Source organism: Xenorhabdus szentirmaii DSM 16338, assembly GCF_002632585.1.
Lineage (GTDB): Bacteria > Pseudomonadota > Gammaproteobacteria > Enterobacterales > Enterobacteriaceae > Xenorhabdus > Xenorhabdus szentirmaii.
Map to the genome: position 1 here is coordinate 337,761 of NZ_NIBV01000001.1, position 20,380 is coordinate 358,140.

A 20,380-nucleotide genomic window follows, 5' to 3' on the forward strand; every position below is an offset into this window, starting at 1 on the left:
TTTTTTATCCAGATTGATAAAACGAGGAGAAGCAAATGCCCTCTCGAACGATGATGAGGACAACTGCGGTCTTCGCTTTCTTTATCTCATTAATCTTTACCGGTCTGAGCTATGCCTCGACCAGTACCTCAAAGATGCAAGAGTATTCTCACAATGGCATTCAAAAAGATTTGCCTGATTTGCGAAAATACCCTTCAGGTACACCTCGGAAGAAAGCGTTTTTAAATGTTGTTGTCCCGGTAGTTGATCTCCATAATCAAAAGATTATGCAAGACCGCAAATGGCTCCTGTCACACCAGAAAAATCGACACTGGTCTGCACAGGAAATGAATCACTTGAAAATGATCTGCTCAGATTACAAAATGACCTGCAATTCACCAAAACAGGTCAATTGGAAAAAGCTGCTCAGTCGGGTTGACATAATACCGACTCATTTTGTCGCCACACAGGCAGCAGCAGAGTCCGGCTGGGGAACATCAGAACTTGCCCAGAAGAATAATAACCTGTTTGGTATGCGTTGTGTTTCTTGTAAGGCAAGTAAAGGAAAAGTCAAAGGGTATTCTGCTTACCGGACCATTGATGATTCCGTTGTCGCTTACATGAAAAATCTGAATACGCACCGTGCTTATGAATCTCTGCGCACTGCACGGGCAGAACAGAGAACAACACAGAAGCCTCTGAATACCAGTAAGTTGATCGATAACCTTAATGGTTATTCTGAACTGGGCTCTGAGTATAATCGCTATTTACATAAAGTGTTTAATCGCAACAAGGAACTGATTTCACAAGTACAGGAGTTAGACATTTAACACTGATTCTCACTGCCAATAATCCACTTTGTCATACATGCCTTTGTCATACATGCAAGGTGGATTATTTTTTATCCTCCCTCTTTATCATCTATTGTAAATATAGGTAAACTCCATACTATAATATAAGGCATAATTATATTCCTTATCCTAATGATAAATGATTAGCCAGAGCCTAATATGAATTTCTTTTCTTTTGAATTTCTTGGATCGTTTGTTATTCTGCTGCTTGTCTACTGGCTTTTACAAAAAGCCCCCAAACTACAGAATTCATTATTAATTTTAGTCAGTTATTTATTTGTACTCTCTTTTTCAGTCAAATTCGCCTATATTTTATTCTGCTATACTCTTTTTATTTACTTTTTGACGAATATTCTCAGCCGTTATTTATCCAATAAAGTCATATTTGCTCTTCTGACCATGGGGGTACTTGGCTGTTTCACTGTCTTCAAATATTATTCTTTTTTCCAAGAAGCCATTCAGCAATCACTGCTCAATATCGGCATTGCCGTGGAACTGCCGGTTCTTGAATTATTGATGCCATTAGGCTTGTCATTCTATGCATTTCATTCCATCAGTTATGTTGTATCGGTATGTAAAAAAGAACTTCCTCCCGCCTCCCTGCCTGATGTCATTTTGTATCTTTGCTTTTTCCCCAGCATTGTGGCCGGCCCCATTAATCGGGCCAAAGATTTTCTGCCGCAAATTCAGACATCATCCAGAATAATGCTGGAACCCTTGAAAGCGCTGTTCTTGATCTCACTTGCCATCACAAAACTTTTTTTGCTCAGCTCGACATTGTCAGAAAATCTGGTGGACCCCGTTTTTGAAGATCCCTCCAACCATCATGCCGGGCAAATTCTTGTCGCAATTTATGCCTACGCCTGGAATATCTATTTTAACTTTTCCGGTTATACCGACCTTGTCACAGGCATTGCGCTGTTATTAGGCTTCAGAGTGCCACAAAATTTCAATGCCCCTTATCTTGCGGAAAATTTACAAGTATTTTGGCGTCGCTGGCACATCAGCCTGTCAACGTTTATCCGTGATTACGTCTATATCCCTCTGGGAGGAAACAAAAAAGGCATTTTCCGCAAGAACCTGAATATGTTCTCTGCCATGGTTATTTCCGGTTTGTGGCATGGTGCAGGCCTGAGCTTTATTCTCTGGGGGGCCATTCACGGCTTAGGTTTAATCTTGCAGAATATTAAAAGCGCCCTATTTCCTGCGGAAAAAAAACACAACACCCCACAGGCTAAGAACCCGGTTTCATTATTTTTATCCCGTGTAGTGACATTTCATTTTGTCTGCTTTGCCTGGGTCTTTTTCCGCAGCCCGACGTTCAATGATGCAATAGCGGTATTACATCAACTGGTTTCCGGCGATATCCTTATGGCTATGTTATCCAGCAGCCCATTATTGGCGGCTTTCTGGGGATTTTTTATTATCTATCCATGGCTGGTGGATCTCAGAAATAAAATGGAGAAAAACCATCACCTGATTTCTTGGGTTTATTACCCAATTCCATTAGCCCTGATCCTCACTTTGGTATTTATGTTATCACCTTCTGGAATGCCAGGATTTATCTATGCCAACTTCTGAATTTACCTCTAATCTAAAAACAGTCGGGCAAGCTATTTTTGTGATTGTCCTGACCAGCTTAATGCTTATCTGGCTGAATCAAAATTCGTTGGATAACTTCTGGCAACAAAAATATCACCGCAATTCTCCCTGGGTATCTCTAAAAGGAGAACCACTATGGGATTTAGGCAATAACGTGCGGCAAGGTACGATAGCCGCAGGTGAAACGTTTATGGCTTATGCAAAAGGTAAATATCAGGAGCCTCTGGCACAACCCACTCATATTCATCGTGGCCGGGAGGTCTTCCCTGCTGACTTTCGGGTTGCGTTGCGCTTTCTTGAAGGTTATGTCTATCCGATAGAAAATCTTTCCTTTACCTTTCCCGAATTGCTCCGGAATGATATCAAACTGGTGCAATCCCCTTTTACCCAAAATAATTCAATACAACATCCCGTTGTTGAAATTATCCAGAAAACTCAGGTGAGTTTGGGGAAAAAAGACAAGGTGTTATTGACGGGGGATTCAATGATGCAGGGCGTTGCGCCACATTTAAAACGCCGGCTCTATCAGGAATATGGTATTTCCAGTATTAACCTAAGTAAACAAAGTACAGGGTTGTCTTATCCTGGTTTTTTTGACTGGCCAAAAACCATCACTAATGCATTGAGAGATAATCCGGACATTAAATTAATTGTGGTTTTTTTAGGCCCGAATGATCCCTGGGATATGCCCTCAAAACGCGGAGGGCCTTATTTGAAATTCGCCAGTGAAGATTGGGAAAAACTTTATCGTCAGCGAATTGATACTATTCTAAACAGTGCCCATCAGCATCAGGTTGATGTCATCTGGGTCGGGCCACCCAGCATGCGCCAGAAAAAACTCTCTAACAACATGGTTTATCTCAATACCTTATATCAAACGGAAGTGGCAAAAAGGGGAGAAATCTACATCGCGGTTAATGACCTGTTTAAATATAAATCCGATAATTATTCAGATTATATTGGTGATGGCAGCAGCACCACAAAACTTCGAAGTGGTGACGGTATTCATTTCAGTTTGAATGGGCAAAAAACCATTGCAGATTACCTATTCTCATTGATTACCTTTATTCAGGAGCCGGCTCAAGAAGATGCAACGATTTAAAACACGCCGTACATTTTATCGGATAATGGGTACCGGTCTGGTGATTGTGCTCTCAGCCAGCCTGTTATCGTGCCATTGGGAAAAACACAAGCCTTCATCCGTTTCCCAAGAAACACAACCCTATCGCCAGCAACAGCTGACAGATTTTGGCGATCCCAATCTTCCGCTTCTAGCCGAGAAATTGCGTCATAGCGATACCCGTCAGCTTCATTTTGTGCAGCTCGGTGATTCTCATACCGCCGCAGATTTTTTTACCGGAAAATTACGCGTTTTATTGCAAGAGCGCTATGGTGATGCCGGCCCCGGATTTGTACCTCCAATGAGTGTTCCAGGCCAACGTAACGCGACAGTACGATTCACAGGGGATAAAACCACCGGAGATAAAGCCGGCTGGTGGCTTTCAAACAGCCGGAAAGATAACCGGGCGGATTACCCTCTGGGAGGGTTGATTGCCATCCCTGAAAACGCCAACAGCCTGATACAAATCAACTCGGCCACCGCCCATGGTGACTATTGGTTAAGTGCACTCTATCAATCCCATGAATCAACGGAACTGAAAGTACGCACCACCCGGAATTTACCCGCAATATCGTTACCTGAAACACAAAGTGAGTGGTATTTCTCACCACAACAACGTATCAATTTTCCCGTTACGCTCTATCCACAAGATACACAATTGAAAATAGGTGGCTGGCTGATAAAGCGCCAAAGCCCTGGTGTGATGTTATCTGCATTGGGTATTAATGGCGCGACAATAAATATGCCGGATAAATGGCAACCCCAGTGGATTGAAACTCTGGCTGAATTGAAACCGGACGTTGTTATCCTCGCCTATGGGACTAACGAAGCCTTTAATGACATGTTAGATCTGGCGGAATACCAAAAAGAGCTGACGTCCAAAGTGCAGGAAATTCGCAGGGCAATCCCGCAAGCCCTCATTTTGCTGATTGGGCCGAATGATTCATTGAAAAATAAAACCGCAGCAAACTGTGACGAACAGCAACCTGCGCTCCTTAATGGCGTGATTCAGGTTCAACAAGCTGTCGCCAGAGAACAGCACACCCTGTTCTGGGATTGGCGGGAATATATGGGCGGGCCATGTTCAGTCAAAGGATGGGCACAACAAGATCTTGCTCGTCCTGATTATGTTCATCTCTCCGCTGCCGGTTATGAACTCAGTGCCGAAGCGCTTTATAAACAGTTCATCGCATTGATTGAACAACAAAATTAAATAATCACGTTGAACAATTTATCGCAGACCACGCCCTCAGGGGCGTGTTTTTTTAACTCGCTATTACATTTTGCATTGCCGCAAAACATCTCTTCGCCCATGCGAATGAGACAAGTCACAATAACTTGAAAGCGATTACAGCAGGGAAAAATAAATCATGCCAACAATTGCGCCGGCTGTGCCAAGGATAGTTTCCATTACAGACCATGTTTTCAGGGTTTGTGCTTCTGTCGCCCCTGTAAATTTACCGAATAACCAGAAACCCGAATCATTCACATGGCTCAGAACCAAAGAGCCACCAGCAATACAAATTGACAATGCTGCCATTTGTGCCCCGGAATAGCCCAACTCCCCGATGGCTGGCAGAACCAATCCCACTGTGGTCAGGCACGCCACGGTTGCCGAACCTTGGATAACACGCACCGCACCCGCCAGCATAAAACATGCCAGCGCAACGGGCAGACCCGCACCAACCAGCTCATTGCCCAGCGCTGGCCCAACGCCGGAATCAATCAATACTTCTTTGAATACACCACCCGCTCCCGTTACCAGCAGGATAATCCCCGCAGGTTGCAGTGCCGCTGCGCAAATATCCATGACTTTTTCTTTGCTCATTCCCCGGCGGATCGCCAAACCATAAATAGCAGCCAAACACGCAGCCAGAATCGCAGTAAACGGATGACCAATAAACTCCAGCCAGGAACGTAGCTCAGGCTGATTGCCCACGAAATGAACACCAATCGTTTTCAATCCCACCAATATCAGCGGAAACAATACCAGCGCCAAACTGAAGCCAAAGGAAGGCATCTGGTTTTTACCTAGGCTTGGGGTAGACAGATCTTTGGGCAAATTCAATGTGACATATTTACTGATAAAGCTGCCGTATATCGGGCCGGCCAATAACATGCCAACAATTGCCGCACTTAACCCGATAAGGATCATCCATCCAAAATCGGCGCCCATTTGCTGTGCCAGCAACATAGGCGTCGGCCCCGGCACCAAAAACGCGGCTGCGGCCGCAACACCGGCAAACAGCGGGATAGCCAATTTCACAACATTGCTGTTTGTACGGCGGGCAACGGCAAACACCACACCAATCAGCAAAACAACCGCCACATCAAAGAACAGAGGCAATGCACAAATCAGACCGGCAATACCCAGTGCATAATTTGCCCGTTTTTCGCCAAAACTCTCCAGCAATTTCGCCGCAATCTGATCAAGAGCGCCGGTTTCATGCAAGATCTTGCCAAACATTGATCCCAATGCCACAACGACCGCCAGAAAACCTAACGTACCTGACATACCGTTTTCCATTGTCTGAATGATTTGTTTCAGTGGCATACCCGAAAATATCCCCGCTCCGATTGAAACCATAATCAGAGCAAGAAAAGCATGCATTCTCACTTTCATCACTAAAAACAACAATAGAAGCACAGAACCGACAGAGGTCAGTACCAAATTTAAGGTACTCATTCCTATACCTCACTCACATAGGCAGTTGTTTTAATTATGCAATCAATAGATTGAATTGTATGTTTTACCACTTCACCAAGAGTAGGTTTGATATCAATGTGATGCACGTCTTTCTCATCACAACCGGGTTCTTCCAACGTATTAAATTGCGAAATTAACATTTGTGGTTTGAAAAAATGCCCTTTGCGTGATTTCAGGCGATGTTCAATTAAATCAAAATCGCCTTTCATATAAAGGAATGACAAATGTTCATTATCCTCACGTAATATATCCCGGTAGCTTTTTTTCAAAGCAGAACATACAAGAAGAGAGATATGATTCGTACCTTGCATGGCAAAAATGGCATCGTTTAATGCTTTCAGCCACGGTTGGCGATCATTATCATCCAAAGCGTGCCCTTGCGCCATTTTTATAATATTGGCGCGGGGATGAAGAAAATCCCCATCAAGAAATGCCGCGCCCAACTGACGGGCAACACTACAGGCAACCGCAGATTTACCGCTGCCAGATACCCCCATCAATACAAAAACATGATTTAACTGCCGGGTATCGCTCATATCAAACTCCTTTATCTAATTCTGACTACCTGACTCTCTTTATGGCGTATCGACAAAATATGAGTAACGAAGTAAAACATGCCAAAAAAGCACTTAAAAATATAGCCAGCATAAATGTTACCGGTAACTTTTACCGGTAACATTATCCGTATAAAAGGAGAATGAGCAATCAATCAGGATCGCAAAAAAAAGAAAGTGTGAGGTTTATCGCAATTGAAGATAAAAATGCATCATTTTGCCCTGCAAAATTTACACGCTTTCCCCCAATGAAAGCGTGAATCCAACATCAATCATCGTCTGTTGCAGCTTTTCCCCCTTCATGCGGGACAGCAAAGATTCAGCGGCCCTACGCCCCATCACATCCCGGGGGGTCAGTATGCTGGCCAGCTTCGGTGTCATAACCTGACCGATATTATGACCATGAAATCCCGCTACCGCGATATCTTCCGGCACGTTGATCCCCTGACGCTGGCATTCGAAAATCGCACCAATGGCAATATCATCATTCGTGCAAAACAAGCCATCCACATCCGGATATTTTTGGCGGGTTTCCTGCAAAAGTTGTGCTCCCAGCGAATAAGATGAACTTGACGGCGTCATTATTTTTCTTGGCCGAAGACCGGAGCTTCGCATCGCCGCTTCAAATCCCTGCAAACGGATCAATGTCCGTTCATCTTGTCTGGCCCCCAGATACACCACTTGTTTATGGCCCCGTTCAATCATTGCCATTGTCATTTGACGTGCAGCTTCAAAGTTGTCAATGCCTACCGCGATATCAATGCAAGGCGATATACTGTCCATCAGTTCAACCACGGGAATGCCGGTGGTCTGCAATACCTTCAGTGTCTTGGGTGTATGCGTGCGCTCAGCCAGGATCAGGCCATCGATATTGTAAGAAAGCAGGGAAAGCAGACGTTCTTCCTCTTTCTGGGCAGAGTAACCATAGTGGGCAAGCATGGTCTGATATCCATTGCGATCAGTGATATGCTCGATCCCACGGATCACTTCTGCAAAAACCTGATTAGTCAATGAAGGGAGCAAAACGCCAATGGCCCGGCTGGTGGAGTTAGAAAGAATATCCGGTACGCGATTAGGAATGTAACCCAGTTGTTCTACTGCTTCCGCGATCCGTTTTCCCAATGCTTCTGAAACCTGCTCTGGTTTACGTAAAAAACGACTGACCGTCATTTTTGTAACTCCCACGAGGTTTGCAACATCTTGTAAAGCAGGTCTTTTTTTCTTCATTTTAGTGTAATGCGATCAGTTATCGAAATAATCAGATGAATAACCTGCGGTTTTAACATATTTATGCATCATAATAACATGCTTTTTAGTTAAAAATGCCCGTACATTCTCATCTCACTCATCAATGAATATCGAAACTGTGATGATTTACACATGCCTGAATAAATACCGATAAGTAATCACCCTTCCATCGCTTTTTAAATTGCCGCCAAATGGGCTGCGCTCACGCACTTTATTGAGATTTATTGAAACTGAGGCAAATATGCCTGATTAAGCTGCAATATCTCTTCCAATAATGCAGGCTCCAGCGCTGCGCCTGCAATTAAAGGGTGTGTCACCAAGGCCAGCAATGCCGCCTTCCGCTCTCCATGAACCGCAGCTTCAATCGTCAAACGTTCAAACGCCTTAACCTGTTGTGTCAGAGACAACATGCTGTCCGGCAAATGACCAAATACCAAAGGGTGTGCACCTTGGGCATCAACAATGCAGTTAGTCTCAATCACGGCATCATCCGGCAAGCCATGAATGGCGCCACGATTCATCGTGTTCACCACTAACTGTGTACCAAGGTTATTGTGAATTGATGAAATTAATTCCAATGCAACTTCAGAATAGAATGCCCCCCCACGAAAACTTAATTGCTCCGGTTTGTGAGCAAGCATGGGATCGGCATACAACTCAAATAATTGCCGCTCCACTTGCATGACTTGCTCTGCCCGGGTGCCTTTGCTCGCCGCACTCTCTTTCTCTTCCTGCAACATTTTACCGGTCTGATAAAAATAACGGTGATAAGGGCAAGGTATCGCCCCCAATGCCCGCAAAAACTCAGGCGGCCAAGGCTCTTCCTTAATATTATTCATTGTCAGCTCAGCACCATTGCACAACAGCTCCAGCACCTGTTCCGTCTCATCTTTACCATTCACCAAAACCTGATGAACCCAAACCATATGGTTGAGGCCTGCAAAGCGCAATTGCACATTCGGGTAAGATTGCTGCATCATATTGGCGATCATGTGATGCATGGATATGGGCACATTGCATAATCCGATGATCTTGGCCTTGCTATAGCGGGACACCGCTTCAGTGACAACACCCGCAGGGTTAGTGAAATTAATGATCCATGCATCCGGCGACAGGCACTCCACTTTACGCGCAATGTCCAGTAAAACAGGGATTGTCCGCAATGCCTTGGCAAATCCTCCCACCCCTGTCGTTTCCTGCCCGAGCAAACCATATTTCAGCCCCAGACGCTCATCCGCAGCACGGGCCGGAAGTTGCCCGACACGTAACTGAGTCAGGACAAAACTGGCCCCGGCAATCGCCTCATCCGGAGAATAATGCACACTGACAACAACCCCCTGTAACCCATGGCGATCCAGCATCCGGCGTGTCAATCCCGCAATAATCTCAACTTTCCCCCGCCCCGCCTCCACATCCACCAATGCCAGTTCAGAAATTGGCAGCAGGTGCTTTCGCTGGATCAACCCTTCCACCAATTCAGGTGTGTAACTGCTGCCACCACCAATAACCGCAATTTTGATTGATTTCATGTCTCTCTTTTCCTGTTTATTGACCTTTTTCTATGATGCTCTGATTAACCAGCCCCCCAAGTACCGGTAAACGCTGATAAAGATCGATAATATGATTGGCGAGATCCTGAATCACCATCGCATTCATCAAATGATCCTGCGCATGAACGGTGATCAGATTGACAGGTAATTTTCCGCATCCTTCATCCATACCAATCAGCTTTGTCTGGATAACATGCGCTGCACGGGTTTCCTGCCGGGACTCCTCCATTAACCTCTTCGCTTGCTGAAAACTCCCCTCTTTCGCCTGTTGCAGTGCCATCAGTGCACTACTGCGCGCACTGCCGGCATGCACCAGCAACTCAATAATTTGCTGTTCAAAAAGGCTCTGCTCATAATCCGTGGACATGCCTTACTCCCTCCTGCTTTGCAATTGTGCCCGTTATCTTTCAGGTCGCCGCTCCGGCCTCATCTTTGCTTTTCTGTTCTTCTGCCAAAAGCTGCTTTTCATACACTTTGAAAAAGGGATACCAAATCAGTAAATCAATCACCATCAGCACCCCAACCAGCAGAAATGCACGATAATCCCAAGCCGCAGAAATTAAGGCCCCTACCGGTGCAGGCGCAGTCCAGGGGGAAATCGCGACCATTTTCTCCACGAGATCCAGATGCAACGCACCGTAAGCCAACACGGCATTCACCAATGGCACAATTAACAACGGAATTAATAACGTAGGATTCATCACTATTGGCGAGCCAAACAACAGCGGTTCATTGATATTGAATATGGCAGGAACAACACCCAGTTTACCGATTGTCTTTAAATGAATTGATCGGCTACGCAGATAAAGGAATGCCAATACCAACGTTGACCCAGACCCGCCGATACACACATAAAAAGCCCAATAAGGCGCGGTCAAAATCTGGGTAGTTGCCATGCCCTGAGCCACCAACGCCGCATTGGCAGCAATATTGGCCATAAAAATCGGGTTAAGCAGCCCGGTCACAATGTTGTCCCCATGAATGCCGGCAAACCACAGTAAATTCGCAAGCAACACTAATAACATAATGGCCGGCAACGTATCCCCGACAGCAATCAACGGCTCAAATAGCCGCATAACAGCCTCAGGCAGCAACAACTCAAATTCACTTTGCAGCAATAAACTGATGGGATACACCGTCAGCAAAATCCCCATGACGGGATACAGCAATTCAAAAGATCGGGCTATCGCAGGAGGAACCTGAGAAGGCAATCGAATGGCGATATTGTATTTTTTTAACAAACGAATCAATTCCACCGACCAAATGGCACAGATCAGTGCCGTAAATACCCCTGCGCCTCCCAGGAAATCGAGGGGCATTTTATTGTCGGCTTGTGGTGCTGCTGCCAGTAAAAACGCCATCAAAGAGAGTAATCCGGCAGTCAATCCATCCAAATTGTACGACTTCGCCAAGCTGTAGGCAGTGCCGACAGAGACAAAAACGCTCATCAGTCCCATCGTCATAAAGAAAGGCATAGTGATGGTTGCCCAATGTTTTTTGGCAAATATCAACCATGCCTGACCAAAAGACGATGAAGTTTGTGCATCAAAAGGCGGGTTGGCGATAATCAGCATAATACTGCCGATGATCAGGAAAGGCATTGCGGAGATAAAACCATCACGTATCGCGATAATATGCCGCTGGCTGCCGATTTTCCCTGCAACCGGTGCAATATGGCTTTCTACGATACGTGTCAGCGAAGCATAAATTCCCATAAATTCACTCCGTCTGACAACCTCATTTCTTCAGTAAGCCCAGAGCATGCTCCAATACCTTATCCCCCCGAAGTGCGCCATAGTCCATTCTGTCAATCACGCCGACGGGTTTACCCAATGGCTCGGCCAATGCTGTAATTCGCTTGAGCTCATAGTGAACTTGTGGCCCGAGCAAAACCACATCTGCTTCACCCAGGCCGGCTTCCAATTCCTGAATCGGAATCGCCTTAACAACAACTTCCATCCCTTTTTTTCCGGCTTCTGAAGACATGTTTGTCGCCAGCATGCTCGTGGACATCCCCGCAGCGCAACACAATAAAATTGTTTTCATCGTCTTGTTTTCTCCATCAGCATTTATCGTAAATTTCACTTAAAAGATAATAAAAACGGAGTTGTTTTGGTTAGGATGACATATAACTTTATTATTGCTGCGATAGCAGTCACATAATTTTATTAATAATGGAGATGTGAATTAGACGAAATATGTTCTTATTAAGAATGGATTTTATTTCCATTGGTTTTTACGTATATTTTCACGCAATAAAAAATCCAGCCGTTAATTTCCCAGAAATAAGCACATTTACAGATGTATGATTACCCAAGGGACAGAGGAGTGCTTATTGCGATTTAACTAATATATTTCCCTTAGAAAAGGGAACAATAAAAGTCAATTTCATCACTTAATTAAAAAATGAATGCAATTATTATTTAAATAAGTTAATTATCAATGTAATTAATTTAATTATTTTCATAATATAGCTAAATTAAAATATCTATATAGATAATTTCAAAATAAAATAATTACCCTTATTGATATATAAGAAAGAGGAAACCTATTTAGTTAACCAGAAAAACAAACAAAAATTCCAAATTATCCCGCGAAATTCCCTTTAGCATAATTCGTTAATCATTGTCAAAATCACCTATGATAACCTACGCCACTTTTGATCCCTTTATTGTTGATTTTATAAGCAATTTCATAATCAAAAATTAGGAAACGAATATATTTATGAACTTAACTAGCGCCAGTAAATTGTTAGCAGCGACTCTTTGTATTACTGCTTCATACAGCTATGCTGATAGTGATCGCCCACTTTTCTCGTTGACCATGGCCGAATCCGGCGTACCACAAGCAAACAGCGATGGCAGTTTATCCCATTCCACCCAATCTAAATCTCGTATTCTGCCAATTTGGGGGGATGCTGCACGGGCAAAAGGCTATGATCTGCCTGAGCCGTTTGGTGCCAGTTATAGTTATATGAATATGCGTCAAAATATTGTTGTGGACAGCATTAAATTTCAATTCTATAACATAGACCCAATGTATAAGGACTTTTTCGAAAAAGTAATCAGTATTGATGCTGGCAATACTCGCCAAAACAGTGAAACACATATGCTGAAGCTTGATACCTGGGTACTTCCTTTCCTAAACGTTTATGGTCTCTACGGAAAAACCAAAGGTAAATCCAAAACAAATATAGATAATATTGCCTTTTGGACAGACACTACTTATATGCAAAATCTTCCTTTCGAGCTGAGTTTCAAAGGTAAAACGTTTGGGGGCGGAGCTACCTTTGCCGGTGGCTATAATCACTTTTTTGCCACATTAGATGCGAATTATACCCGTACTAATCTGGATATTTTAGATGGTGATATTAGCGCTTTCGTTCTGACGCCGCGTATTGGTTATGAATTTGTATTTAATCCATTAATTTCTGGTCAAGGTAATACCAAAGTCCAGGTATGGGCAGGTGCTATGTACCAAGACATTACTCAACGTTTCAAAGGTGATGTCAGTAAGCTCAGTTTACCTTCTGAGTTGGATGAAGCATTTGGTATGTTAAAACTCATAAGTCCTGATGTCGGCATCAAATTCGACGTCAAACAACACCTTGCCCACAAATGGAACAACACCCTTGGTGCACGTTTCGAAATTACCCGCAATTTCAATATCGTCTCCGAAGTGGGTTTTGGTAACCGAAATACGTTCTTTGTTTCTGGTGAGTTCCGTTTTTAATGTTTTATTTTAAAGTATTGCAAGGGCTGGCACTCTCCAGCCTGCTTATTTTGACGGTTTCACCAGCACAAGCGGATATCTTGCCCGATCGGCAAAAAATTGACGGTTGGCTAAACGAATTGGGCGGTGACAATCATTTTGATGACAGCAAGAAAATTGATTGGGGTGTATTGCCCGGCCCTTTTTATACACCAGAAATGGGCTTGGGGGTTGGGGTTGCCATCGTGGGTTTATACCGTCCTGACCACGCTGATCGCATCAGCCAAACCTCCTCATTGGGGCTTAGCGGTTTTGGATCAACCACCGGTGCATTTGGCCTGAACTTCACCAACTACAATTTCCTCGCCAATGATCAATGGCGGGCCTTTATTTCCGGCACACTGAATAACACCCCGACTTATTATTGGGGGAAAGGCTATCAGGCCGGAAAAAATAAAAATAATAAAGAGAAATATAACTCACAGGTATTCGATATCCGGCCTCGCCTGCTTTACCGCGTCGCTGATGCAACTTATGTGGGATTAGGCTGGAATTTCTCATCCGTCAACGTAAATGATCCGGATGCTGGCGCAAAACGGTATTTTGACCAATCTGTCGGCGGCCATTCCGTCATCAGTTCTGGTGTCAGCGCCCACTTCAGTTATGACACGCGGGATTTCCTGCCCAATGCACGCCATGGGCAAGCATTTGAGATTATTTATACCTATTTCTCTCCAGAATTAGGGGGAGATCATCGTTTCCATACCACACAGCTACAATTTTCCACCTACCACCAGCTATCCGAAAAAACCGTGTTGGCATTGGATAACTATGCCCGTTTCAGTACAGGGGATGTGCCGTGGAATCAATTAGCGCTGCTGGGCAGTAACCAGCGAATGCGCGGATATTATGAAGGCCGTTACCGCGACAACAATATCTTCACCACCCAATTAGAACTCAGGCATAAACTGGACTGGCGTCACGGCATCGTCGGCTGGATAGGAACCGGAACTTTGGGTGATTCCCCGTCACAACTGGGGGAAAAACATTGGCTTCCTTCAATCGGTGTTGGTTATCGTTTCGAATTTAAACCACGCATGAACGTCCGGCTAGATTTTGGTGTTGGCAAAAACAGCATGGGATTTTACTTTCAGGTAGGGGAAGCGTTTTGAGGATCTTAATGGCATTGTGCCTTTGTTTTCTATTGATGGCATGCCAAAGCCAACCCACTTCTGTTAACGCCATAAAACCCGTTTTAACCAGTGATTCCCATGAACAATCACAGAAAAACTGGCCTGTATTGGCGCCGATTGCACCGCCGGAAGGTTTAAGGGCCTGCTGTGTTTTCGGCTATAACCTTAAGGCCCGGTTATGGAAAATCCCCATTCCTTTCTATGATATCGACAATATTGTCGAAGCTGAGAAACTGGGAGAACATCACTACAATGATAGTTTTCTTGGTGCAAGCTCTGCCCTGTTAGGGCTTAGCAATGAAAAAATCGGGTTGCTCTATACCCACAAAGGAGGGTTTGTTGATCTCTCCCATGTCAGGGATACCGCAGATTATACGCTCTATTTTTTCAGCCAGATTTATGCCCACCTTGGTCAGGCATGGGAATTGACTCTGGATAATGAGCTTGCCGCCCGCAAGGTACATTTCTTCGCGTTTACACCACCGGAAGATCCTGCTGAGCGTTATACGTTGAGTACCTATTTGGCGGCCAGACTCGCTTTCCAGCTTGCAGCCTGGCATGAAATCGCCCAATGGTATGGCTATCAATCTGTCCCTGGTTTTCCAGAGAGTGTTTCCGCTTTTTCCCCGGAAGATCTCTATTCGAATCTGCTGGGTGCACGTTTAGCCATAACACTCATTCTGGAAGGGCAAGCTTCTTCAATCGCTCAATTCTCAACGTCAATGGTCAATATCTTACCGACCGCCTTAAATGAGCTGGGGGCTTACCGTCGTCCGGATACCAAAGCGATGCTTGATCATGTCGATGGATTATGGTGGAACAGTTATCAACGCATTCCCGAAAAATTCTTATTGCTGCGCCGAAATTATGATGTCGGAGACAACCGTTATCCATTAATGCCGTCAGGTCAGGAAAACTGGGCATTACGTCTGTCTCTGCCTGAACATTATCAGGGTTTCTCGTTGGAAAAGCTGGCTGAATTTCAGTTATGGCCAACGAATGGAATGAAAAACCTACCCGTTCCCAAACACTATTGGGGGGCAAAAGATTTTAAGATGCTGGCAGAAAAAGCCCTGCATGAGGATGAAAAACAGCAATTATTAGTTAAATGACCAAATAAGGAGACAAAACATGTCTCCTTCACTGATGCATAACTTATCAAGTTACCCTAACACTTTACGTATTGGTGCATGCCGCTTAATCAACTCTTGTAAGACTTCTTTCAATAACTCGCTTTTGCCGCTGCCTAATGGTGCCAAGACGTTTTTTTCATGGGATTCAGCTTCAGTCAGTAACCCGGCTACGACTTGTTGACCGCTCTCCGTCAATCTCACCAATGTGATGCGTCGATCTCCACCACCGTTGGAAAAACGGGCAACGTATCCCTGTAATTCAAGACGTTGCAAAACACGGGTAATGGTCGGTTGTTTACTGACTGTTTTCTGCGCCAAAAGGCTAATGCCAATCGGACCGCTCCCCGCTAACGTCGATAACGCTCGCCACTCCAGAACTGACAGCCCTTGAGCTTCAACGATATCATGAAACTCAGAAGAAACGAGCATCCATGCCTGACCAAGCAAGGCAGGCAAGTAATTGTCAACAAACACTTTTGAATCTGGCATAAGTTGAACAACCTTTTATCTTAGGAAGTTTTTTGTGTCCTAATTCTAAAAGGTTCACCAGTGAAAAACACGCCTACAATAGATATCCACACATATTTTCCTGATAACAGTGAACCAAATCTCGGAACGCATGTATTCACTCCAAGTTGTTTCAAGATCATGTAGGTTGTCACCATAAATGGAGAAATAACAAGCAATTCCCGTGGATCATATCCAGCACATCAGATTTGCTTCGCCTTTCTTATGCGGCCGTTAGTGGTAACCATGTTAACCTGAATTTCACCTCAAAAAGGAACTGCCCTAATTACACACTTAAAAGGATATCCAAGATGCACCTCCAAGCAGGACAAAATATTATTTTATCTGCAACCTCTCTTCGCCTCACGCTCTTTTATCCATCAGCACCTACCTTTCGCAGTGAAGTCGATGCCTCCGTTTTTCTGCTCAATGCCCATGGGAAAGTCAGAAGTGACAATGATTTTTATTTTTACAATAATCCCGCCGCCGCAGATAACAGCCTAATCTTGCAAACCTCTCACCAAGAAAGTGCTATCACGGTGGATCTTGCCAAAATCGATGCCAATATCAGCAAAATTGCGATTACCTTGGTGATAGATGGCCCGGATTCCGTTGCCAATCTCCAGCAACTGAAATTTGACGCACAAAACATTGCGACTTTCACGGTATCAACGGCAAACAGAACTGAAAAGGCAATGATTATTGCAGAAATTTACCGGCATTCGGGCAATTGGAAACTTCGGGCACTCGGACAAGGATTCAATGGTGGATTGGAGCCTCTGGCCGTCAATTTTGGCGTGGATGTAGAGCCAGAGCAACCGACACCTGTGCCTTCAAATCCCCCTTCGACGCCGATTATCAGCCTTGAGAAAAAACTACAAGAAAAAGCACCACGCCTTGTGAACCTTGCCAAGAACGCAACCGTCAGCCTGAATAAACACAAGCTGCAATCGATCAAGGCCCGGGTTGCATTTGTGCTTGATGCTTCAGGCTCGATGGCAAATCAATTCAGCCGGGGACATGTTCAGTCAGTCCTGGACCGCATTGCAGTACTGGCCGTGCAATTCGATGATGATAATTCAATGGATCTCTGGGCCTTTGCCTCAAAACACAAAAAGTATCAGGACGTCACTCTTGAAAATCTTGATGATTATATTCACCAAATAGAAACCACGCCAAAACGCACTTTATGGGGTATCTTGCCCGGTCTTGGCGTTAGCAATAACGAACCGCCGGTCATGGAAGAAGTGATCAACTTTTTTAAAGACAGTGATCTTCCGGTTTATGTCGTATTTATCACCGATGGCGGCATCTATAAGACCCGTCAAATTAAAGAGGCCATCCGACGTTCAGCCAACTATCCTATTTTTTGGAAATTTGTTGGGTTGGGAGGTTCAAATTACGGAATACTGGAAGATCTCGATAATTTTACGGATCGTCGTCTGGATAACACCGACTTCTTCGCCATCGACAATTTTGCAACGGTAAAAGATGACCAGTTGTATGATTTGTTATTAACTGAATTTAAAGACTGGCACGATGCCGCAACGGTTGAGAATATACTTTAATACACATCATTCAGTGGAAGTGAGTACGGTTAGTACTCATTTTCACACTGAGCCAACAACCATAATAAACCCATCATGCAGGCATGATCATCCGCCACCAAACCTGCATATAGCCAGACAGAGGGAAATATCACAAGGACGCATTTTAAGTGAGCCGAATAATGCGCACCCGCTTATTGAACGTGGTTTTTTTTCTGTTCTGCCGTATCGAGCGGAAGTTCAACATCAAAACGTTTCAGCCATTGTGCCGTGGAGGTTTTATCAAAGCGGGTTTCTCCAGCGGTAGTCCCATAGCTCAAATTATTTATTTCTGGTGCTCGAATAGGTTTAAGCACATTATTTACCTTCACATATGATTCTGGGTAAGGCGTCTCTTTTTTCCAGCCTAATTCCGGCCAGTCTCCAGCACGGACAATAACACCACCCTCATATTTCATGATATGAATGTGTTTATCACCCAAATCTGTAGACAGTTTCTCCATGCCTCCCAATTTATTTAACCATTCATCCTGAAAAAAGGTATACCAATTGATTGAACGAATACCATTTCTATAACAGTCATCGTCATTTACATTCGCGACGTCGATGCCTAAAAACTCCTGGACTATTTCATATTCAAGGTGTTGATACCTGTATCTGGCAAAGCTCTGTTGTATACCCAAACCAGCCAATCCATGCATCGGTTTTAATATCGTGCAGAACTCCCTTAATAAATTTTCAAGATAAATTACCCCTTTTGTTTTTAATTCACTTAAAGGAAGGTAAAAGCTTAAATAGCTCACTGAACCATGTATACATTCAAACCAACCTGCGGGTGATCCCATCTCTATTTTATAATTACTGGAATAGCGGTAGCCTTCTTCTTCCCCCCAGAAACAATCCATATCGTCAGCGTCCCCTTCCGTAATACGGTGACAATGTTGTTCCAGCGTGATGTCATGATAGTATTCAGGGTCCTCCGGATCATGGAAGAATCCCCATTTCAATTTCTCCCCAAATTCCCGATGGTACAATGCAAAAGCCTCTGCCATCCTCTGCCGATTTTCGGGCAAATAGCCCTGATCAATATAAAAATAGGCAACCAATCCAACTTGCAGGGCATTGTGTTTTTCCGGATCATCCTCAGCCCCATAAGTAAATTCCCACTCTGCCTGCTTAAATTTTTCAAAGAAGTCCATACATTGCTTACCTTTCTATGAGTCGGCCCAATAGATATCATCTTGACCAGATTAGAACGAGTCGTTTAAAAATTTCATGATCTGAGCGAGGCTTTTGTAGTTCGGTTTTATTTTGGATACAACCAGATGGATTTCAGCAACAACGTAAATACCTATGGTAAACCTGTACATGAACTCATCGTCTGATGGAAAAAGGCATAATTGCGGGTCACACTAAGTAACCCGAATAATGAATAATCAGAATGATGTTTACTGTTCTTTTAGCACATAAACACTGCCGCCATCTTCCCGCTCTAATAACGTCCAGCGTACCTGATGTACTTTGCCATTTTTATCTGTCCATTCAGGTATGATTTGTTCCTGTTGCAACTGGGCATATTGCAGGCTGCCACCAATAAAGGCGGACCACCGTCCCGTATGGGGGCAAATTTCACCACTTACGCCTGTTATGCGCACCGGTTCATCAACAGCAGATTTTTTCTGCTCTGATGTCTCTGAGGGAAGTTCAACATCAAAACGTTTTAACCATTGCGCAGTGGAAGCTTCATCAAAACGAATTTCTCCGGCGATTGAACCATAACCTAAGCTATCAATTTTTGGGGCCCTAATAGGTCTTAATACATTGTTGGCCTTTACATATAACTCAGGATAAGGATTGTCTTTTTTCCAGCCTAATTCTGGGTACTCTCCAGCACGAATAATAACTCCACTATCATATTTTATTATCTCAAAATTTTTATCATTCAGCTGAGATTGTAATTTCTCTGTATTGCCTAATTTATCCAGCCATCCATTATTAATGAAAGTAAACCAGTTGATTGAGCGTAACCCATCTCTATAATATTTATCAGTATTGCCATTAGGTATATCAACGCCTAAAAACTCCTGACCTATATCATATTCAAGATGCTGATATCTCTCACATTCTTGGCATTGTTGGATTCCAAGACCAAATAGACCATGTATGGGTTCTAGAATAGAACAATATTCTTTAATTAAATGATTAAAATAAATGACTCCTCTTTCTTTCAATTCTTTCACTGGGAGGTAAAACCCTAAATAACTGACAGGGCCGTGTACATATTCATACCAACCAGCACAAGACACTGCTTCGATATGATAATCGCTGGCATATCTAAATCCCTCTTCTGAGCTCCAGTAAAAATCCATATGCTCCCCATCACCTTCCGTAATTAATGATTGGTGATCTTCAAGCGTGAAAGAATGGTAGTTCTTGGGACGATTGGGATCTCGAAAAAAACCCCATTTTAATTTCTCCCCAAATTCCCGATGGTACAATGCAAAAGCTTTTGCCATCTGCTGGCGTTTTTCAGGTAAATAGCCCTTATCAATATAGAAATAAGCGACTAAGCCTACCTGAAGGGCATTATGTTTTTCCGGACTATCCTCAGCCCCATAAGTAAACTCCCACTCTGCCTGCTTAAATTTTTCAAAGAAATCCATACATTGTTTACCTTT

Annotated in this window: 18 protein-coding genes; 8 read left to right on the plus strand and 10 right to left on the minus strand. The window is 43.9% G+C overall.

Annotation, left to right across the window (positions count from 1 at the left end; all coding sequences use genetic code 11):
• Positions 1–35: 35 nt before the first annotated feature.
• The 4 genes from Xsze_RS01625 to Xsze_RS01640 all read left to right on the plus strand — a co-directional run bounded on the left by Xsze_RS01625 (position 36) and on the right by Xsze_RS01640 (position 4,765).
• Positions 36–809, plus strand: coding sequence for a protein bax (locus Xsze_RS01625; RefSeq protein WP_038235129.1), 774 nt, complete (start codon positions 36–38; stop codon positions 807–809).
• Between the two features lie 180 nt (positions 810–989).
• Entirely contained in the window at positions 990–2,411 is a 1,422-nt protein-coding gene (locus Xsze_RS01630; protein WP_038235132.1) for an MBOAT family O-acyltransferase, read from the plus strand.
• Entirely contained in the window at positions 2,398–3,534 is a 1,137-nt protein-coding gene (locus Xsze_RS01635; protein ID WP_038235134.1) for an SGNH/GDSL hydrolase family protein, read from the plus strand. The genes Xsze_RS01630 and Xsze_RS01635 overlap by 14 nt, the downstream gene beginning before the upstream one ends.
• Positions 3,521–4,765, plus strand: a complete 1,245-nt coding sequence (locus Xsze_RS01640) for an SGNH/GDSL hydrolase family protein (protein ID WP_038235137.1) — start codon at positions 3,521–3,523, stop codon at positions 4,763–4,765. Before Xsze_RS01635 ends, Xsze_RS01640 begins: the two co-directional genes overlap by 14 nt.
• 135 nt (positions 4,766–4,900) lie before the next feature.
• Here Xsze_RS01640 and gntU read toward each other — a convergent pair whose 3' ends face one another.
• The 7 genes from gntU to Xsze_RS01675 form a co-directional block, all read right to left on the minus strand.
• On the minus strand, positions 4,901–6,238 hold the full coding sequence (gene gntU / locus Xsze_RS01645; RefSeq protein WP_038235140.1) for a gluconate transporter: 1,338 nt from the start codon (positions 6,236–6,238) through the stop codon (positions 4,901–4,903).
• Between the two features lie 2 nt (positions 6,239–6,240).
• The gene (gene gntK / locus Xsze_RS01650; protein WP_038235142.1) at positions 6,241–6,795 is read right to left on the minus strand and encodes a gluconokinase; all 555 of its coding nucleotides are present in this window, start codon (positions 6,793–6,795) and stop codon (positions 6,241–6,243) included.
• A 249-nt stretch (positions 6,796–7,044) separates the two neighbouring features.
• Positions 7,045–8,040 (minus strand): gluconate operon transcriptional repressor GntR, encoded by a 996-nt coding sequence (gene gntR, locus Xsze_RS01655; protein ID WP_038235145.1) that lies wholly within the window; start codon positions 8,038–8,040, stop codon positions 7,045–7,047.
• A gap of 242 nt (positions 8,041–8,282) precedes the next feature.
• Positions 8,283–9,590 (minus strand): 6-phospho-beta-glucosidase, encoded by a 1,308-nt coding sequence (locus Xsze_RS01660; protein WP_038235147.1) that lies wholly within the window; start codon positions 9,588–9,590, stop codon positions 8,283–8,285.
• A gap of 16 nt (positions 9,591–9,606) precedes the next feature.
• Positions 9,607–9,978 carry a PTS lactose/cellobiose transporter subunit IIA gene (locus Xsze_RS01665; protein ID WP_038235149.1) on the minus strand — a complete coding sequence of 124 codons (372 nt, stop codon included), beginning with the start codon at positions 9,976–9,978 and terminating at the stop codon, positions 9,607–9,609.
• 40 nt (positions 9,979–10,018) lie between these two features.
• Positions 10,019–11,326 carry a PTS sugar transporter subunit IIC gene (locus Xsze_RS01670; protein ID WP_038235151.1) on the minus strand — a complete coding sequence of 436 codons (1,308 nt, stop codon included), beginning with the start codon at positions 11,324–11,326 and terminating at the stop codon, positions 10,019–10,021.
• A gap of 22 nt (positions 11,327–11,348) precedes the next feature.
• Positions 11,349–11,657, minus strand: coding sequence for a PTS sugar transporter subunit IIB (locus Xsze_RS01675; RefSeq protein WP_038235153.1), 309 nt, complete (start codon positions 11,655–11,657; stop codon positions 11,349–11,351).
• A 678-nt stretch (positions 11,658–12,335) separates the two neighbouring features.
• On the opposite strand from Xsze_RS01675, the gene Xsze_RS01680 reads away from it, so the two are divergent.
• The 3 genes from Xsze_RS01680 to Xsze_RS01690 are packed head-to-tail and all read left to right on the plus strand — an operon-like array spanning position 12,336 to position 15,627.
• Positions 12,336–13,343 (plus strand): hypothetical protein, encoded by a 1,008-nt coding sequence (locus tag Xsze_RS01680; protein ID WP_038235155.1) that lies wholly within the window; start codon positions 12,336–12,338, stop codon positions 13,341–13,343.
• A complete protein-coding gene (locus Xsze_RS01685) occupies positions 13,343–14,494 on the plus strand; it encodes a BamA/TamA family outer membrane protein (protein ID WP_038235158.1) in 1,152 nt (383 codons plus the stop codon). Before Xsze_RS01680 ends, Xsze_RS01685 begins: the two co-directional genes overlap by 1 nt.
• Positions 14,495–14,502: 8 nt before the next feature.
• Positions 14,503–15,627, plus strand: coding sequence for a DUF4056 domain-containing protein (locus Xsze_RS01690; RefSeq protein ID WP_038235161.1), 1,125 nt, complete (start codon positions 14,503–14,505; stop codon positions 15,625–15,627).
• 51 nt (positions 15,628–15,678) lie between these two features.
• On the opposite strand, the gene Xsze_RS01695 is transcribed toward Xsze_RS01690, so the two are convergent.
• Positions 15,679–16,137 carry a MarR family winged helix-turn-helix transcriptional regulator gene (locus Xsze_RS01695; RefSeq protein WP_038235163.1) on the minus strand — a complete coding sequence of 153 codons (459 nt, stop codon included), beginning with the start codon at positions 16,135–16,137 and terminating at the stop codon, positions 15,679–15,681.
• 329 nt (positions 16,138–16,466) lie between these two features.
• Between Xsze_RS01695 and Xsze_RS01700 the strand changes: the two genes are divergently transcribed.
• Positions 16,467–17,723: a VWA domain-containing protein gene (locus Xsze_RS01700; protein ID WP_038235165.1), complete on the plus strand. Its 1,257-nt coding sequence runs from the start codon at positions 16,467–16,469 to the stop codon at positions 17,721–17,723.
• Positions 17,724–17,896: 173 nt separating this feature from the next.
• Here the strand turns inward: Xsze_RS01700 and Xsze_RS01705 are convergent, their stop codons facing one another.
• Both Xsze_RS01705 and Xsze_RS01710 read right to left on the minus strand, forming a co-directional pair.
• On the minus strand, positions 17,897–18,901 hold the full coding sequence (locus Xsze_RS01705; protein ID WP_038235167.1) for a type VI immunity family protein: 1,005 nt from the start codon (positions 18,899–18,901) through the stop codon (positions 17,897–17,899).
• Between the two features lie 249 nt (positions 18,902–19,150).
• Positions 19,151–20,365: a type VI immunity family protein gene (locus Xsze_RS01710; protein ID WP_038235169.1), complete on the minus strand. Its 1,215-nt coding sequence runs from the start codon at positions 20,363–20,365 to the stop codon at positions 19,151–19,153.
• Positions 20,366–20,380 lie beyond the last annotated feature (15 nt).

Excerpts from the sequence above, each read along its gene's own strand:
- Xsze_RS01670 (WP_038235151.1), bottom strand. The coding sequence starts at position 11,326 with ATGGGAATTTATGCTTCGCTGACACGTATCGTAGAAAGCCATATTGCA.
- gntU (WP_038235140.1), bottom strand. The coding sequence starts at position 6,238 with ATGAGTACCTTAAATTTGGTACTGACCTCTGTCGGTTCTGTGCTTCTA.
- Xsze_RS01710 (WP_038235169.1), bottom strand. The coding sequence starts at position 20,365 with ATGGATTTCTTTGAAAAATTTAAGCAGGCAGAGTGGGAGTTTACTTAT.
- Xsze_RS01660 (WP_038235147.1), bottom strand. The coding sequence starts at position 9,590 with ATGAAATCAATCAAAATTGCGGTTATTGGTGGTGGCAGCAGTTACACA.
- Xsze_RS01625 (WP_038235129.1), top strand. The coding sequence starts at position 36 with ATGCCCTCTCGAACGATGATGAGGACAACTGCGGTCTTCGCTTTCTTT.
- gntR (WP_038235145.1), bottom strand. The coding sequence starts at position 8,040 with ATGAAGAAAAAAAGACCTGCTTTACAAGATGTTGCAAACCTCGTGGGA.
- Xsze_RS01705 (WP_038235167.1), bottom strand. The coding sequence starts at position 18,901 with ATGGACTTCTTTGAAAAATTTAAGCAGGCAGAGTGGGAATTTACTTAT.
- Xsze_RS01695 (WP_038235163.1), bottom strand. The coding sequence starts at position 16,137 with ATGCCAGATTCAAAAGTGTTTGTTGACAATTACTTGCCTGCCTTGCTT.
- Xsze_RS01675 (WP_038235153.1), bottom strand. The coding sequence starts at position 11,657 with ATGAAAACAATTTTATTGTGTTGCGCTGCGGGGATGTCCACGAGCATG.
- Xsze_RS01635 (WP_038235134.1), top strand. The coding sequence starts at position 2,398 with ATGCCAACTTCTGAATTTACCTCTAATCTAAAAACAGTCGGGCAAGCT.
- Xsze_RS01700 (WP_038235165.1), top strand. The coding sequence starts at position 16,467 with ATGCACCTCCAAGCAGGACAAAATATTATTTTATCTGCAACCTCTCTT.
- Xsze_RS01685 (WP_038235158.1), top strand. The coding sequence starts at position 13,343 with ATGTTTTATTTTAAAGTATTGCAAGGGCTGGCACTCTCCAGCCTGCTT.
- Xsze_RS01680 (WP_038235155.1), top strand. The coding sequence starts at position 12,336 with ATGAACTTAACTAGCGCCAGTAAATTGTTAGCAGCGACTCTTTGTATT.
- Xsze_RS01665 (WP_038235149.1), bottom strand. The coding sequence starts at position 9,978 with ATGTCCACGGATTATGAGCAGAGCCTTTTTGAACAGCAAATTATTGAG.
- Xsze_RS01690 (WP_038235161.1), top strand. The coding sequence starts at position 14,503 with ATGGCATTGTGCCTTTGTTTTCTATTGATGGCATGCCAAAGCCAACCC.
- gntK (WP_038235142.1), bottom strand. The coding sequence starts at position 6,795 with ATGAGCGATACCCGGCAGTTAAATCATGTTTTTGTATTGATGGGGGTA.
- Xsze_RS01640 (WP_038235137.1), top strand. The coding sequence starts at position 3,521 with ATGCAACGATTTAAAACACGCCGTACATTTTATCGGATAATGGGTACC.
- Xsze_RS01630 (WP_038235132.1), top strand. The coding sequence starts at position 990 with ATGAATTTCTTTTCTTTTGAATTTCTTGGATCGTTTGTTATTCTGCTG.